The 15,135-nt window shown below is 57.6% G+C and carries 17 protein-coding genes; 7 read left to right on the forward strand and 10 right to left on the reverse strand.

What is annotated here, in order from left to right:
• The first annotated feature begins 112 nt into the window (after positions 1-112).
• The 6 genes from metX (at position 113) to LN244_RS15595 (ending at position 6,036) form a co-directional block, all read left to right on the forward strand.
• Complete coding sequence (gene metX, locus LN244_RS15570; protein ID WP_239040668.1) at positions 113-1,288, forward strand: homoserine O-succinyltransferase MetX; 1,176 nt, start codon at positions 113-115, stop codon at positions 1,286-1,288.
• Positions 1,278-1,868, forward strand: coding sequence for a methionine biosynthesis protein MetW (gene metW, locus LN244_RS15575; protein ID WP_239040669.1), 591 nt, complete (start codon positions 1,278-1,280; stop codon positions 1,866-1,868). The genes metX and metW overlap by 11 nt, the downstream gene beginning before the upstream one ends.
• Before the next feature lie 28 nt (positions 1,869-1,896).
• Complete coding sequence (locus LN244_RS15580) at positions 1,897-2,349, forward strand: DUF4426 domain-containing protein (RefSeq protein ID WP_239040670.1); 453 nt, start codon at positions 1,897-1,899, stop codon at positions 2,347-2,349.
• 14 nt (positions 2,350-2,363) lie between these two features.
• On the forward strand, positions 2,364-2,972 hold the full coding sequence (locus LN244_RS15585; RefSeq protein WP_239040671.1) for an XTP/dITP diphosphatase: 609 nt from the start codon (positions 2,364-2,366) through the stop codon (positions 2,970-2,972).
• Complete coding sequence (gene hemW, locus LN244_RS15590; protein ID WP_239040672.1) at positions 2,969-4,114, forward strand: radical SAM family heme chaperone HemW; 1,146 nt, start codon at positions 2,969-2,971, stop codon at positions 4,112-4,114. The genes LN244_RS15585 and hemW overlap by 4 nt, the downstream gene beginning before the upstream one ends.
• Positions 4,115-4,179: 65 nt before the next feature.
• Complete coding sequence (locus tag LN244_RS15595) at positions 4,180-6,036, forward strand: methyl-accepting chemotaxis protein (protein ID WP_239040673.1); 1,857 nt, start codon at positions 4,180-4,182, stop codon at positions 6,034-6,036.
• Positions 6,037-6,041: 5 nt separating this feature from the next.
• Here LN244_RS15595 and LN244_RS15600 read toward each other — a convergent pair whose 3' ends face one another.
• From LN244_RS15600 to lptM, 6 genes are read right to left on the reverse strand one after another with little or no spacing between them, the layout of a single operon-like run.
• The gene (locus tag LN244_RS15600) at positions 6,042-6,776 is read right to left on the reverse strand and encodes an HAD family hydrolase (RefSeq protein ID WP_239040674.1); all 735 of its coding nucleotides are present in this window, start codon (positions 6,774-6,776) and stop codon (positions 6,042-6,044) included.
• The gene (xerC, locus tag LN244_RS15605) at positions 6,769-7,677 is read right to left on the reverse strand and encodes a tyrosine recombinase XerC (RefSeq protein WP_239040675.1); all 909 of its coding nucleotides are present in this window, start codon (positions 7,675-7,677) and stop codon (positions 6,769-6,771) included. The genes LN244_RS15600 and xerC overlap by 8 nt, the downstream gene beginning before the upstream one ends.
• Position 7,678: 1 nt before the next feature.
• Positions 7,679-8,377 (reverse strand): DUF484 family protein, encoded by a 699-nt coding sequence (locus LN244_RS15610; RefSeq protein ID WP_239040676.1) that lies wholly within the window; start codon positions 8,375-8,377, stop codon positions 7,679-7,681.
• A complete protein-coding gene (gene dapF / locus LN244_RS15615; protein WP_239040677.1) occupies positions 8,374-9,204 on the reverse strand; it encodes a diaminopimelate epimerase in 831 nt (276 codons plus the stop codon). Before dapF ends, LN244_RS15610 begins: the two co-directional genes overlap by 4 nt.
• 15 nt (positions 9,205-9,219) lie before the next feature.
• Entirely contained in the window at positions 9,220-10,476 is a 1,257-nt protein-coding gene (gene lysA, locus LN244_RS15620) for a diaminopimelate decarboxylase (RefSeq protein ID WP_239040678.1), read from the reverse strand.
• 8 nt (positions 10,477-10,484) lie between these two features.
• Complete coding sequence (gene lptM / locus LN244_RS15625) at positions 10,485-10,601, reverse strand: LPS translocon maturation chaperone LptM (RefSeq protein ID WP_239040679.1); 117 nt, start codon at positions 10,599-10,601, stop codon at positions 10,485-10,487.
• A gap of 127 nt (positions 10,602-10,728) precedes the next feature.
• Between lptM and cyaY the strand changes: the two genes are divergently transcribed.
• Positions 10,729-11,067 (forward strand): iron donor protein CyaY, encoded by a 339-nt coding sequence (gene cyaY / locus LN244_RS15630; RefSeq protein WP_239040680.1) that lies wholly within the window; start codon positions 10,729-10,731, stop codon positions 11,065-11,067.
• A gap of 25 nt (positions 11,068-11,092) precedes the next feature.
• Here cyaY and waaA read toward each other — a convergent pair whose 3' ends face one another.
• From waaA to LN244_RS15650, 4 genes are read right to left on the reverse strand one after another with little or no spacing between them, the layout of a single operon-like run.
• Positions 11,093-12,358, reverse strand: coding sequence for a lipid IV(A) 3-deoxy-D-manno-octulosonic acid transferase (waaA, locus tag LN244_RS15635; RefSeq protein WP_239040681.1), 1,266 nt, complete (start codon positions 12,356-12,358; stop codon positions 11,093-11,095).
• The gene (locus LN244_RS15640; RefSeq protein ID WP_239042434.1) at positions 12,358-13,302 is read right to left on the reverse strand and encodes a glycosyltransferase family 2 protein; all 945 of its coding nucleotides are present in this window, start codon (positions 13,300-13,302) and stop codon (positions 12,358-12,360) included. Before LN244_RS15640 ends, waaA begins: the two co-directional genes overlap by 1 nt.
• A complete protein-coding gene (locus tag LN244_RS15645) occupies positions 13,302-13,670 on the reverse strand; it encodes a GtrA family protein (RefSeq protein ID WP_239040682.1) in 369 nt (122 codons plus the stop codon). The genes LN244_RS15640 and LN244_RS15645 overlap by 1 nt, the downstream gene beginning before the upstream one ends.
• Complete coding sequence (locus tag LN244_RS15650; RefSeq protein WP_239040683.1) at positions 13,667-15,133, reverse strand: glycosyltransferase family 39 protein; 1,467 nt, start codon at positions 15,131-15,133, stop codon at positions 13,667-13,669. The genes LN244_RS15645 and LN244_RS15650 overlap by 4 nt, the downstream gene beginning before the upstream one ends.
• Positions 15,134-15,135: the final 2 nt, after the last annotated feature.

Raw genomic sequence — 15,135 nt, forward strand, 5'->3', positions numbered from 1 at the left:
TACAGCCAGGTTTCTGATGCTCTGCCGGGTGTTGCACTACGACATGTGATGCTCGAATCGAGGCGCGAGGCGCCACCCAGACTTTCCTGCATCCTGACGAGTGAGAACCATCATGCCTGCTGTAATACCCGATGACTGCGTGGGGCTGGTCAGCCCCGAGTGTATCCATTTCGATCACCCGCTCGACCTGAGCTGCGGCCGTACGCTGCACAGCTGGGATTTGATGATTGAAACCTATGGCGAGCTTAATGCGGATCGCTCCAATGCGATCCTGATCTGCCATGCCCTGTCCGGTCACCACCATGCCGCCGGTTATCACAGCATGGAAGACCGCAAGCCCGGCTGGTGGGACTCGGCCATCGGCCCCGGCAAGGCTATCGATACCAATCGCTTCTTTGTGGTCAGCCTCAACAATCTGGGCGGCTGCCATGGCTCTACCGGCCCCATCAGCCTGAATCCGGATACCGGCAAACCCTACGGCCCCGATTTTCCGATCATGACAGTGCAGGACTGGGTACATAGCCAGGCGCTGCTGGCCGACCATCTGGGCATTGAACAGTGGGCCGCTGTGGTGGGCGGCAGTCTGGGCGGCATGCAGGCTCTGCAATGGTCGATCAGCTATCCGGAGCGGCTGCGCCACTGCGTGGTCATCGCCTCGGCCGCCAAGCTCAGCGCCCAGAACATTGCGTTCAACGAAGTGGCTCGCCAGGCCATCACCAAGGACCCCGAGTTTCACGACGGCCACTACTACGAGCATGACACCGTGCCTCGTACCGGTCTGATGCTGGCACGCATGGTCGGCCACATTACCTATCTCTCCGATGACGGCATGCGCGAGAAATTCGGCCGCGAACTCAGGGACGGCAAACTCAGTTTTGACTTCAACCCCCAGTTCGAGGTGGAGTCCTATCTGCAATATCAGGGTGAGCGCTTTTCCTCTTCCTTTGACGCCAATACTTACCTGCTGATGACCAAGGCGCTGGACTATTTTGATCCGGCCGGAGAACAGGGGGACAACCTGGCCGCAGCGCTGGCGCCCGCCCAGTGCAAGTACCTGGTTGCGTCCTTTACCACCGACTGGCGTTTCTCGCCCGAGCGGTCACGGGAACTGGTCGATGCCCTGGTAGCGGCCGGCAAACCGGTGAGCTATGCCGAGATCGATGCGCCTCAGGGTCATGATGCCTTCCTGATTCCCATCCCTCGCTACATGGAGGTGTTCAGCAGTTACATGAACCGTATCGCTGATGCCCTGCCCACAGCCAAAGGAGAAACCAACGATGCGCGCTGATCTGGAGATCATCAACGAATGGATTGCGCCCGGCTCGCGGGTACTCGACCTGGGCTGCGGCGAGGGTGAACTGCTGGCCCACCTGACGCAGGAAAAAGGCGTGAACGGCTATGGCCTTGAGATCGATCATGACAACCTGACCGCCTGCATCGAGAAGGGCGTCAGCGTCATCGAAAAGGATATCGACGACGGCCTGGCCTCGATCGGCAACGACAGCTTTGACACCGTGGTGATGACACAGGCCCTGCAAAGCATGCACCGTCCGGACCTGATCGTTGACGAGATGCTGCGCATCGGGCGCGAATGCATCGTCACCTTCCCCAACTTCGCTCACTGGCGCGCCCGTGGTTATCTGGCGTTCCGTGGCAAGATGCCGGTATCCAAGTTTCTGCCCTATACTTGGTACAACACGCCGAACATCCACTTTTGCACCTTCAAGGATTTCGAGCAACTGTGTGTCGACCGCAACATCCAGATTCTGGACCGTACCGTGGTCGACCACCAGCATCGCCACCATTGGTGGATTAAGCTGTGGCCAAACATGCTCGGCGAAATCGCCATCTACCGTATCACCCGCTAGGACGCCCCGGGAACATAAGGAGGACATCATGCGCTTCTACTCTGCCACCCTGAGCCGTTTACTGACCGCTGCGACACTGCTGTTCAGCCCCATCGCCCTGGCTGAACAGGCGGTGTCCGACGGCCGTTATGAAATCCACTACAACGCGTTCAACTCCAGCTTTATCACCCCTGAAGTTGCCCAACAGAACGGGCTGATCCGAAGCAAGTACCGTGCGCTGGTCAATGTATCGGTGCTGAAAATCGAGGAAGACGGCAGCAAGTCTGCTAGCACCGCCGTGGTTTCCGGACAGGCGGCCAACCTGCTGGGGCAGGCGCAACAGCTGGAGTTCAAGAAGATTGATGAAGGCAATGCCCTGTATTACATCGGTGGCTTTCGTTTCACCGAGGACGAGCAGCTGAAAATCACGCTCAGTGTGCAGCCGGACCCCAACAAGCCGGCGTACACCATTGAATTCGACCAACGCTTCTACGTCGACTGACATAACGGAATCACATGATAAACAAGATCGTTCTGGCCAGCGGCAATCGCGGCAAACTGAAAGAGTTCGGTGAAATCTTCGCGCCTTTGCAGATCGAAGTGATGCCCCAGTCGGACTTCGCCGTGCATGACGCTGAGGAAACCGGCCTGAGCTTTGTCGAAAACGCCATCCTCAAGGCACGTCATGCCGCCCGTATCACCGGCTTGCCGGCACTGGCTGATGACTCCGGACTGGAAGTGGATGCCCTGAATGGCGCGCCGGGTATTTACTCGGCGCGCTACGCCGGCGAAGGCTGCGGCGATGATGAAAACAACGCCAAACTGTTGCAGGCACTGGCACAGGTGCCGGAAGACAAGCGCAGCGCACGCTTTCAGTGTGTACTCGTTTTCATGCGCCACGCCGAGGACCCGACCCCGCTGATCTGCCAAGGCAGCTGGGATGGCCGCATTCTGACAGAGCCGCGTGGACACAACGGCTTTGGTTACGACCCTCTGTTCTATGTACCGGAAACGGGCTGTGCCAGCGCTGAGCTGACCTCTGAGCAGAAACAACAGTACAGCCACCGCGGCAAGGCGGTACGCCAATTCATCAATGCCATTGGCCCCTGGCTCAAGCACGCATGAGCCAGCTGCCGCCGCTTTCACTCTACGTGCACATCCCCTGGTGCGTACGCAAGTGCCCCTATTGCGATTTCAACTCTCATGCGGCCCCGGAACAGCTGCCAGAAGCGGTGTATGTAGATACGCTTCTGGATGACCTGGAAACGGAGCTAGTATTGGCTGAAGGACGCCCACTGGAGTCGATTTTCATCGGTGGTGGAACGCCCAGCCTGTTCAGTGCCAGCGCCATCGACCGGCTGCTGAAGGGCATTTCCGGCCGTAGCCCTCTGGCAAAAGATATCGAAATTACTCTGGAAGCAAACCCGGGCACCTTTGAACAGGCACGTTTCGAAGCTTACCGTGCCGCCGGCATCAACCGCCTGTCCATCGGCGTACAGAGCTTCAATGCCGAACACCTCCAGCGCCTTGGCCGTATTCACAACCCCGATGAAGCCCTGCACGCCATTGAAGCAGCCGTTGCACTGTTTCCACGCGTCAATATCGACCTGATGCATGGCCTGCCCAACCAAAGCGTTGACCAGGCACTGGACGACCTGAAACAGGCCCTGGCATTCGACCCCGGACACCTGTCCTGGTACCAACTTACCATTGAGCCCAACACCGAGTTCCACGCCCGCCCGCCGCAACTGCCCGTCGATGAAGCCCTTTGGGCCATTCAGGAGCAGGGCCAAAGCCTGCTGGACTCAGCAGGATACACCCAGTACGAGATCTCGGCCTATTCCCGTCCGGGCCAACAGGCGCGCCACAATATCAATTACTGGCAATTCGGTGATTATCTGGGCATCGGCGCCGGCGCCCACGGCAAGATCAGCCATTTGGACCCCAATGGTCAGTTGCAGATTCACCGTCGCCACAAGCAGCGCCAACCCAAGGGCTATCTTGATCCACAACGTCGTCTCGCCGGTGAAGAGGCCATCATGCCGGAAGACCGCGCCTTCGAATTCATGCTCAATGCCTTGCGTTTGACTCAGGGTGTATCTTCGGACTTGTTCGAGACGCGAACTGGAGTTAGCCTGTCAAGGATTGAGGCGCTGTTACAGCAGGCCCGGCAACGCGAACTCATGGTCAACGACACAAACAAACTGGCACCGACCCCCCTAGGCCGCCTGTTCCTGAATGACCTGCTGGCCCTGTTTCTGGACTGAAGACTGCTTTAATACGCCCGTTATCCGGCATTTATCCTGTCACCTGGTACTGGAAACCTGCGCGCATGACCATCAAACAAAAACTCAGCACACTGATCGCACTCATACTGGTCGGCTTTATCGGTATGGGGGTGATCATTTTCAATACCCTGGGGCAATACCGTGAGCTGGTACTGATCAGCGAAACCCTGGCGCATGTAGAAGGGCGCAAGCAGGACCTGCGACGTTATGAGAAGGACTTTCTGGCACGCCTGGATGACAGCTATCTTGGGCGTTTCCAAAACACCTACACGGAGTTCAAGACCGAGCTGGAACAACTGAAAGAGCTGTTGCCCGAACCCGAGCTTCAGGATGAACTCAACACCTTCGACAAACGCATGCAAACCTATGATCGCTCTTTCGCGGCGGTCAGCGAACTGCGGACCGAAATCGGTCTGGATGAAAAGTCAGGCCTTCGGGGTGCACTGCGAGCGGCCATTCATGGAGTTGAAACTGAAATCCGCGCCACCGACAACAGCGAGCTTCTCAGCACCCTGCTGATGCTGCGCCGCCATGAAAAGGACTTCCTGCTGCGACTGGATACCAAATACCTTGACCGTTTCCTCAAGGAAACCACCCTCTTCGAACAGCAGCTCGACATGTTACTGCTGCCGTCCCAAAGCGCTTCTCTGAAGCCATTATTGGCGCAGTACCGTGAGCACTTTCAACGCCTGGTCGATGCCTATATCCAGCTGGGACTAACTGAAGATGCAGGCTTGATGGGCCAGATGCGTCAGGCCGTCAAAAGCACGGATGAACTTCAGGTCGAATTGGAGGAGCACCTCAACAAACGCATGGACAGTGAACAGCAGCGCTTGATGACTACTGCGCTTATTGCCATGGCTCTGGCCATTCTGGCCACGGTTATTCCGGCCGTGCTGATGGGCCGCAGCATCCTGCGCCCCATCAACGCACTGGCGGCCACCATGAAACAGGCCAGCGACGAGCACGATCTGACACTGAGAATCGCCACCGACGGCAAGGATGAAGTCGCACGGATGGCTGAAGACTTCAATCGGATGATGGACAGCTTCCGCGGTCTGATCGCACGTGTCGCCGGAACCTCGGCTCAGCTGGCCACCGCCGCCGAGCAGCTGTCGGCCACCACGCGGGATACCTCCTCGGGACTGAACCAGCAACAGGCTCAGGTGCTTCAGGTTGCCGCTGCCGTTCAGGAGATGGAAAGCTCCATGCAGGAAATCGCCGGCAATACCGAAAACACGGCTGCGACTGCATCCCGGGCACAGCAGGATGCCAGCGAGAGCGCTGCTCGCGTGCGCAGCAACATTGATGCCCTTCAGTTGATGGCCGAGAAAGCCCGCGAGACCGCAGGCGTTGTCGATCAGCTGCGCAGCGAAAGCGACAGCATCGGCACCATGCTGGATGTGATCAAGGATATTGCCGAGCAGACCAACCTGCTGGCGCTGAATGCGTCCATTGAGGCCGCTCGAGCCGGCGAGCAGGGACGTGGCTTTGCGGTCGTGGCCGACGAGGTACGCACCCTTGCATCCCGTTCACAGCAGTCCGCTGCCGATATCGAGAAGCGCATCCGCAGCCTGCAGGAGCAGACTCACAACGTCAGCCGACTGATGCAGGAGAGTGTCAGCAACAGCGAGCAGAGCGCCGCCGAAGCCTCCGCCACTATTGAGGCACTGGACACCATCACCAGTGGTGCTGCCAGCATCGTCGACATGACGACTCAGGTGGCATCGGCGACCGAAGAACAGGCCTCGGTGGCCGCCGAGATCACCCGTAATATCGAGCATATCCGCAGCATCATGGCAGTCGCCAACGATCAGGTGGGCCAGAACGCCGATGCCAGCCAGTTGGTCGCGCAGCAGGCAACCGAACTGCAGACGGCCGTCTCTCGTTTCCGCACCTGAGCCGGTTAGAGCGTCACTCGGTTCTCACCCTGTGACGCCAGTCGCTGCACCTGCAGCGGAATCTCCGACAGGCAGCTGACCCGTGCATCGGCACGGGCCGGCTGTGGCCACTGTTGCCCTGGCAGATCCACCCAGATCGTCCACATCCCCACCTCTCGCGCGGCCTGAATGTCGTTGATGGGATGATCGCCGACATGAAGCACCTGCTCCGGCCGCAAGCCGGTATGGTGCAAGGCCTGGGTAAACATCTGCGGATGCGGTTTGGCATATCCGACCGTATCGGCGTTGTACTGAAAATCGAACAAATGCCCTATCAGGGTCTGGCCCACATCCGCATTGCCGTTACTCAACGCACCAATGATATATCCGTCCAGACGAAGCTGCTCCAGCATCGCCTGAGCATGCTCAAACAATTCAACCTGATGCCGAGCCTGCAGGAACACCTCGAAGGCACGCTCTGCCAACAGGATCGCTTCGGTCGCGTTGTAACCGGCAGCAAGGCAGCCCCGCTCCAGCAGCTTGATACGAATCAGACTCATGCTGTGCGCGATCTCCGGCATCTCCTGCAACAGCGAACCCCTGAGTGCCGAGCCCTCTGCCAGATCCTCCAGCTGATGGCAGGCCGTAAACAGCGGCGCATTCGCTTCCAGCCATTGCCAGAGCGTTTGATTGGCCTGATGGATCACCGGATCGACCGCCCAGAGGGTATCGTCCAGGTCGAAGGTCACACACTTAATCATCGCGTTTCTCCCTTGCCCGCGGATGCGCCTGTTCATAAACCTCCATCAGATGCTGGAAGTCGAGGTGGGTATAGATCTGGGTGGTACTGATATTGGCATGGCCCAACAGCTCCTGCACGGCACGCAGGTCGCCACTGGACTCCAGCAGATGGCTGGCGAAACTGTGTCTCAGACGGTGAGGATAGACCCGTCCCTGAGTGCCCTGTTCGATGCCGCGCTTTCGCAGCCGCTGCTCCACCGCTCGAGTCGTGAGCCGATGCCCCTGCTGGCCGACGAAAAGCGCAACTTCATCGGCATGCGCCAGCATCCGGCGCACAGGCAGCCACCGCCGAATCGCCTCCCGGGCCACTCGGCCAACCGGCAGCTGACGCGTCTTGTTGCCCTTGCCAAGCACGACGATGACTCCCTCGGCCAGGTCCAGATCGCGCAGGTCCACGCCAACCAGCTCGGATACGCGCAGGCCAGAAGAGTAGATCAGTTCCATGATGGCCCGATCTCGGATATCCAGCGGCTCATCACCCGAAACGTCCAGCAGAGCACCGACCTGTTCAGTATCCAGTGTCTGTGGCAAGCGCCTGGCGACTTTCGGCGCCTGGACCGACAGCGCCGGATTACGGCTCACCCAACCTTCGCGGGCCAGAAAACGGTAGAACGTACGCGTCGCCGAGAGCAGTCTCTGAAGACTGCGGCCCGACTGTCCCTGAGCATGCAGGGCTCCGATGGCATAGCGCAGACCGGTTTCGTCCAGCTCGCTCCAGGGGTGGGTATCCTGACCTATCTCGGCCAGCAGGGTTTCAAGGTCACGCTGATAGTTCTTCAGCGTATGCGGGGAGAGCTGACGCTCTACCCGCAGGTAGTGCAGAAAGTGCTGCGGCCAATCGGCTTCGGCCGGCGCGGACATTTCAGCGCTCCTGTTCCTGCAGGATGCGACAAATGACCCGGCTCAACACTTCGCCGACATAGCTCAGGAACAGGGTACCCTGACTGCTCTGGAAGTAGTTCGGATCATGACTGCCAATCGCCAGCAACCCGAGCGTATCCCCCTTGACCAGAGGCACCACGGCGGCTGACTGCACCTTGACGCTGCGCTCCTGAAACAGGAAGCGGTTCATCGCCTCGGAAAGCTGGCCACAGCTGGGCAGATTGGTTTCAATCAGCGGTTGCACCAGCGAATCTTCTGCACGAGCCAGGGTGCGCACGCTGTTGCTGTCCAGCGAGCGTTCACTGAACAGCAGCAGTACGGTTTCATCGCCGTAGAAGTCACGGCAGAGGCTCTCTTCGATCGCCACCGCCACGTCATCCAGTGTCCAGGCTTCAAGCAGCGCCAGTACCATGCGCTTGGTCTTCTCGAACTGAACATCGTTGTGACGGGCCGCATCGATCATGTCGGACAGGTGCCCGTGCAATTGCTGATTACGCTCACGCAACAGTGAAGTCTGGCGTTCCACCAGCGACACGGCATTACCGCGTTGATGCGGTACATACAGCTTTTCCAGCAGATGGGTGTACTGACTGAAGAAATCAGGGTGCGCAGCCAGATAGTCGGCGACCAGATCAGCGGTCACTTCCGTTTGTTCCAGTACTTCGCTTGCGTCGTTCATAGGTAGATCTGTCCTTCGAAAACGGTTGTGGCGGGACCGGTCATGCGCACGGCCTTCCCTTCACCCGGCCAGCGGATACGCAGATCTCCACCGGGCAGATGTACCAGCACCTCCTCGTCGAGCAGGCCACGCAGACGTCCGGCCACAACGGCAGCACAGGCGCCGGTACCACACGCCAGTGTCTCGCCGGCGCCGCGCTCATAGACACGCAGTCGGATCTCGCCCCGGTTCACCACCTGCATAAAGCCGATATTGGCCTTTTGCGGAAAGCGCGGATGGGCTTCCAATGCCGGCCCAAGCGTCTCCACGGGAGCGCTGTCGACATTGTCGACCACCAGCACACCATGCGGATTACCCATGGAAACGGCACTCAGCTCGACACTTTCGCCGTTTACTTCGACGCTGTAGGTTACCGCCTGCTGGTCCGCCTGAAAGGGGATCTCGGCAGGTTGCAGCTCAGGCGCGCCCATGTCGACATCCACCTGACGGTCCGGCAGCAGGTAGAGCACCGCCTGGCCACGGGCGGTTTCCACGTGAATCTCGTCTTTGATGCTCAACCGGCGTTCGCGGACGAAACGGCCGAAACAGCGCGCCCCGTTACCGCAGTGTTCCACTTCGGAACCATCCGCGTTGTAGATACGGTAACGGAAGTCCATATCCGGACGGCTCGGAGGTTCAACCAGCAGCAGCTGGTCAAAGCCGATTCCCAGATGGCGATCCGACAGTTTGCGCACGATCTTGGGAGTGATGCGTACACGCTGGGAAACGGCATCGATCACCATAAAATCGTTACCCAGACCGTGCATTTTGGTGAAGCGTACCAGCATTGATGCGCTCCCCGTTCAGGACTGTGCCGGCAGCAGCTGCTCGCCACGCATGAGGTCATTCAGGGTTTCACGCTCGCGCACCAGATACACCTTGTTGTCATCCACCATCACCTCGGCCGGACGCGGGCGGGTGTTGTAGTTGGACGCCATGACAAAGCCATAGGCACCGGCAGAACATACTGCCAGCAGGTCGCCGGGCTGCAGGTTAAGCTGACGGTCCTTACCGAGGAAGTCACCGGTCTCACAGACCGGCCCCACCAGATCCCAGGCCTGGGTCTCACCTTCCTCACGCAACTCGGCCGGCACAATCTCCTGATAAGCACCGTAAAGCGACGGACGAATCAGGTCATTCATGGCACCGTCGATGATGGCAAAATTCTTGTCACCACTCTGCTTGAGGAACTCGACACGGGTCAGCATCACACCGGCATTGGCGGCGATGGAACGTCCCGGTTCAAAGATCAACTTGTAATCACGACCTTCCAGCTTCTGCAGCACCTGCGCAATGTATTCGCCTGGCGTAGGCGGTGTCTCGTCGGTGTAGTTCACACCCAGACCACCACCCAGATCCAGATGGTGGATGCGAATACCTTCTGCCGCCAGTGTATCCAGCAACACCAACAGGCGGTCGATGGCGTCGAGGAAGGGGCTGACCTCGGTCAGCTGGCTGCCAATGTGGCAATCCATACCCACGACCTCAACATGCTCCAGCGCGGCGGCACGGCGATACACATCGACCGCTGTTTCGATGGCGATGCCGAACTTGTTTTCCTTCAGACCAGTGGAGATATAGGGATGAGTACCAGCGTCCACGTCCGGGTTGACGCGGAAGGAAACCGGCGCCTTGACGCCCATTTCGCCCGCCACGGCGTTGACTCGGTCCAGCTCGGCATCGGACTCGATGTTGAAGCAGAGAATACCGGCTTCAAGTGCACGACGGATCTCGGCGGGCTGCTTGCCAACACCTGAAAACACGACTTTCGCCGGATCGCCACCCGCACGCAGCACACGTTCCAGCTCACCGGCTGAAACAATGTCGAAACCGGCCCCCAGACGCGCCAGTACGTTCAGGACCGCCAGATTGGAGTTGGCCTTGACGGCATAGCAAACCAGCGCATCACGGCCTTCCAGCGCCTGCGCATAGCTCAGATACGCACGTTCCAGCGCATCACGGGAATAAACATAGGTGGGGGTGCCGAACTCATCGGCGATGCGGCTCAGCGCTACCTCTTCGGCGTGCAGGCGACCATTGCGGTATTCGAAATTGTCCATGGAATCTCTCATTGTGACTGATGTTGTGAGGCGGTTTCATCGGGCAGATACAACGGGCCCTTCTGACCACAACCCGACAGCAGCAGAACCCCCAGCAGCAGGGCTGGCCAGCAGCGTTTCAGCATCATCAATCCTTGTATATCCGGTTATCCCCGGGGCGGCGCCCACAGGCTATTAATCGACCGATTATACCCTCAGCTACAAGGGCTGAGTACCGCCTGCGGCTGAGTTATACTCATCCATCGATTTTTCATGCAGAGAGACGCAGCGATGACCGAATCCGAATTCATGAGCCGGGTGGACGCAACCCTTGAGCAGATCGAAGAGATCCTGGACGACGCCGAGAGCGATCTCGACTACGAAAGCCAGGGAGGCATGATGACGGTGAAATGTGAAAACGGCAGCCAGATCATTTTTACCCGCCAGCCGCCGGTCAAACAGCTCTGGGTCGCGACCCGCAATGGTGGTTTCCACTTCGACCATGATGGTGAGCAGTGGTTACGCGATACAGACAAGGCTCCGTTGGCAGACGTTCTGCAGGCCGCGTTCCTTGAACAGGCCGGCGAGTCTTTCGACTTCAGCGATATCTGAGCAAGTATGCCAACACGGCATTCACTCAGGGCAGCAGGCGCTCGACGGCCTGCTGCAGTCGCAGCAACGCTCCACGATTGCCCTCGACAAAGTCCATCCCCTGCCGTCCCGCGTCGCGGCGCTCATCCGCATCGTCCAGCCAGACAGACAGTTGCGTCATTAAGCCATCCGTATCATCGACACGCACCAGACCACCCGCCTCGATCAGCGCATCGGTAATCACCTGGAAATTGAAGCAGTCCGGTCCCATCACCACCGGCACCCCCAGCGCAGCCGGTTCAAGCGGATTGTGACCACCGGTACCACTGAAACTGCCACCCACAAAGGCGATGTCGGCCGCCGCATACAGCAGCACCAGCTCGCCCATGGTATCGCCCAGATAAATTTCGGTCTGCAGCCCTGGTGACTCTCCACGGCTGCGGCAGACCAGCTGGTCCGTGTAGCGACGACAGAGTTGGGCCACATTGGCAAAGCGCTCGGGATGGCGCGGCACCAGTATCAGTACCAACTCCGGGTAGTTCGCCTTGAGTTGTCGCCAGGCCTCCAGCAGCACCTCATCCTCACCCTGATGAGTACTGGCCGCGATCAGAACCGGACGCTCATTGCCCAATTGCCGGCGCAATTCCTGCCCGGCTCTGACCTTGTCGCAGTCGGGCTGCAAATCGAACTTGATGCTACCGGTGACCACCACGCGCTCAGCCGGCATATCCAACGCAATGAAACGCTCGGCATCGGCCGGATTCTGCGCCGCAATCAGACTCAAGCGTCTCAGCATCGGGCGCGTCAGCGCGGCAAACTTGCGATAGCCGCGAGCAGAACGTGCCGACAGCCGCGCATTGGCCAACATCACCGGTACACCGGCACGGCTGCACTGTGCCACCAGATTGGGCCAGAGCTCGGTCTCGACAATGATGCACAATTCCGGACGTGTGCGGCGCAGAAAGGCTCTCAGGGCCAGAGGCAGGTCCCAGGGACAAAATCGCTGCTCGACCCGGTCACTGAACAAGGCCTTGACCTGTTCGGAGCCTGTTGGAGTCATGCTGGTCATCAACACACGATGCTGCGGATAACGCTCCAGCAACCAGCGCACCAGCGGCGCGATTGCCACCGTCTCGCCGACCGAAACCGCATGCACCCAAATGACGCGCTCATGCATCACGGGACCCAGCCCCAACCGCTGCGTCCAGTTGCGCCTGTACCCCGGCGCCTTGCGCCCCCGCCACCAGAGGCGCAACAGCAGGAGCGGAGCCAGCAAATAAAAAAGCAACGTATAGAGATATCGAGCGACCATTAGTCAGCCTGATTCATGATGTCCGGCCTATTGGCTTTTTTGATGATATATCTTGGCCTGCTTTTTACCTCAGTGTAGATACGACCAATATATTCGCCCAAAACGCCGATACCAATGAGCTGAATGCCGCCTAAAAACAGCATCACCGCCATTATAGAGGGATAGCCTGGCACCGGGTTACCCCAAAACAGCTTTTCAAATACCAGCCAGGCTGCATAGAAAAACGCAAGCAAGGCAATAATAACGCCAACGTAGGTCCACACTCTTAGCGGGACTGTCGAGAAGGCAGTAATACCATCAAGCGCAAGATTCCAGAGCTTCCATCCACTAAATTTGGAATCACCCGCTACGCGTTCAGCCCTCGAATACTCAACTACTGTTGTTGGAAATCCAACCCAGGAAAGCACACCCTTCATGAACAGCTTACGCTCAGGAAGTTGCTTTATCGCTTCCACAACCATCCTGGACATCAACCTGAAATCACCCACATTCTCTTCTATTTTAGGGCTGCTAATTGCATTATGAATCTGGTAAAACCATTGCGCCGTTTTTCGCTTCAAGTAGTGGTCACTCGACCGATCAGCTCGCTTAGCCAGAACAACATCGTAGCCGTCCTGCCATTTCGCCACTAAACGAGGAATAACCTCGATAGGGTCTTGCAGGTCGACATCAATGGGAATAACTGCGTCTCCACTGGCGTATTCAAGTCCTGCAAAAAGCGCCGCCTCCTTACCAAAATTGCGGCTTAGTCCTATATAGACAATGTTCTGATCATTAACCGACAGTGCATCGATGATATTGGCTGTCTCGTCTGTACTTCCGTCGTCAACAAATACTAGTTCGATATCAAAATTTTCCAGTTCTTTTGAAGCCCGAACGGCCCTATAAAAATAGGGTATGGCCTTTTCCTCATTTAATACGGGAATAACTAGCGATATCTTCATCACGGAGCTTCCTTGAAAACGATCAGACGTGTGTAGACAAACCCTACAGTCAGGCTAAATACTGAAAATGCTATGGGGGTCAAATAAGGAGTCAGTTTGATGTAGTCAGCAGCCGCTCCGGTCAGCCAGCTCATCCCCCCCATAAAACCCGCAAAAAGGACATATCGCACAGCCGATGCCTTTGCACGAAAATTCCAATGTGCATTCGCAAAAAAGCTAAAACTGACTGCAACGATGAAACCCAATAAATTACTGACAGCCTGACTAGTGCCACTCCATACCAGCACACCAAAAACAGCCCAGTGTAACCCCGTATTGATGATGCCAATGAGAGCATAACGAGAAAAATGTCCACGCCTTAGGCTCATTTAGCTCCCCTGCAATCGTCTGGCATCCATCCGAACCACCGAACCTTAAGACCTTCATGTTCTGGCAAACGAGGCCAGCTGACAACTACCTCTCCGCTCATATCAGGCTCACCCAGCTCGAGTGTATCGACATCCGAATACTGCCTTGTAGACAACAACATAACCCCCTGCTGTTGCACTCGCTGTAGATCCACCCACGGAGCCAAGTCTTTATCTGCATCAGGTATGGCAGAAGCACGCGGACTCAGTGTAATGGCAACCATCTCGGCCAACCAATAATCACCCGCGACCAACTGAAGCGGACATTCAGTATGCTGCTGCCACTGCTGTAGCAGCGAATCGGCCAGTGCCTGATCTGGCCAACCGGTTCGTGATGGCTTGTTGCGGATTTGATCTTTGAAACCCACAAACAGCAACATCAACACTCCCAGGAGCATCAGGAATAAGGCAAAAGCCCACCTGAGACGGTGCCAGCGTTCACGCAACACCTCAAGTGGAATCATCGATGCCAGAATCAAACCGGACAGATTCCACATGGGTGCACCCCACATATCCCGGGTACCCGCACCGGTGATCATGGCACCCAAAACCGTCAGAACAGCGGGCATTAATCCCACCCAGAACAGAAAAGACGAGCCTTCAACGGGGTACTGCCAACAACGCGGACGCCAAAAGCCGGCGATCAGCAGCAGCAATAACAGTGGCATGTGATCCACAAGCTGGACCAACAAAAATTTCAATGGCCCCAGCCAGCGAGATTCAGTCGCTGCCGCTGCAGCCGAGCGCGCAGAGGCATAACTGAACGGCAAAAAATCATGTGCTATCAGCCAGAGCAGGTGAGGCAGAAAGACCGCCAACATCACCAATACCCCCAGCCAGGGCTGCGGTTTACGCAACATCATTCTTAGGGTGGGATGCAGCGCCAACCACAGGAACATGGCAGCCAGCAGCATGATGAAGGAGTATTTCGTCAACAGACCCAAGCCTGACAGCAGCCCCAACAGCAGCCAGTCAACCCAGCGGCCATGCATGGTGGCACGATGAAACAACAACACCGCTGCCGCCCAAATCGGCATCTGTGCCACGTTATGGTTGAATTCAATGGTTGGCCAAGTGAAGAAGTACACACCGAGCAACGCCATGACACCAAAGGCTGCGCGCTCCTTGTCCAGCAGACGACAGCCAAGGTTCCATACGCATAGCAGAGTCAACCCGATACAGATCTGACTGAGCAGAAACGGGCCGACATCCCCAATAGCATACTCAAACAGATACACTACCCAGGCAGGTAAAGGTGGGTGCTTATAGTAGCCCCATTGCCACTCTTGCCCCCAGTAGACTCCCTCTACTACATCCAAGGGCAGACTTTCTACCAGCAGTCCCGGCAACACCCCCCAGCTGATCAGCTGCAGAGCCAAAAGCCATAACAGCCCTCGCAAAGAGATCGGAGCCGCGCTGCTCATCT

This window comes from Marinobacterium sediminicola, from assembly GCF_022343685.1.
GTDB lineage: Bacteria > Pseudomonadota > Gammaproteobacteria > Pseudomonadales > Balneatricaceae > Marinobacterium > Marinobacterium sediminicola.

Bases quoted from the DNA above. Each gene is read 5' to 3' on its own strand.
- cyaY (WP_239040680.1), top strand. From the start codon at position 10,729: ATGCAGAGAGACGCAGCGATGACCGAATCCGAATTCATGAGCCGGGTG.
- LN244_RS15645 (WP_239040682.1), bottom strand. From the start codon at position 13,670: ATGAGCCTAAGGCGTGGACATTTTTCTCGTTATGCTCTCATTGGCATC.
- xerC (WP_239040675.1), bottom strand. From the start codon at position 7,677: ATGTCCGCGCCGGCCGAAGCCGATTGGCCGCAGCACTTTCTGCACTAC.
- LN244_RS15585 (WP_239040671.1), top strand. From the start codon at position 2,364: ATGATAAACAAGATCGTTCTGGCCAGCGGCAATCGCGGCAAACTGAAA.
- LN244_RS15610 (WP_239040676.1), bottom strand. From the start codon at position 8,377: ATGAACGACGCAAGCGAAGTACTGGAACAAACGGAAGTGACCGCTGAT.
- LN244_RS15580 (WP_239040670.1), top strand. From the start codon at position 1,897: ATGCGCTTCTACTCTGCCACCCTGAGCCGTTTACTGACCGCTGCGACA.
- LN244_RS15600 (WP_239040674.1), bottom strand. From the start codon at position 6,776: ATGATTAAGTGTGTGACCTTCGACCTGGACGATACCCTCTGGGCGGTC.
- waaA (WP_239040681.1), bottom strand. From the start codon at position 12,358: ATGGTCGCTCGATATCTCTATACGTTGCTTTTTTATTTGCTGGCTCCG.
- metW (WP_239040669.1), top strand. From the start codon at position 1,278: ATGCGCGCTGATCTGGAGATCATCAACGAATGGATTGCGCCCGGCTCG.
- LN244_RS15650 (WP_239040683.1), bottom strand. From the start codon at position 15,133: ATGAGCAGCGCGGCTCCGATCTCTTTGCGAGGGCTGTTATGGCTTTTG.
- metX (WP_239040668.1), top strand. From the start codon at position 113: ATGCCTGCTGTAATACCCGATGACTGCGTGGGGCTGGTCAGCCCCGAG.
- LN244_RS15640 (WP_239042434.1), bottom strand. From the start codon at position 13,302: ATGAAGATATCGCTAGTTATTCCCGTATTAAATGAGGAAAAGGCCATA.
- dapF (WP_239040677.1), bottom strand. From the start codon at position 9,204: ATGCTGGTACGCTTCACCAAAATGCACGGTCTGGGTAACGATTTTATG.
- lysA (WP_239040678.1), bottom strand. From the start codon at position 10,476: ATGGACAATTTCGAATACCGCAATGGTCGCCTGCACGCCGAAGAGGTA.
- LN244_RS15595 (WP_239040673.1), top strand. From the start codon at position 4,180: ATGACCATCAAACAAAAACTCAGCACACTGATCGCACTCATACTGGTC.
- lptM (WP_239040679.1), bottom strand. From the start codon at position 10,601: ATGCTGAAACGCTGCTGGCCAGCCCTGCTGCTGGGGGTTCTGCTGCTG.
- hemW (WP_239040672.1), top strand. From the start codon at position 2,969: ATGAGCCAGCTGCCGCCGCTTTCACTCTACGTGCACATCCCCTGGTGC.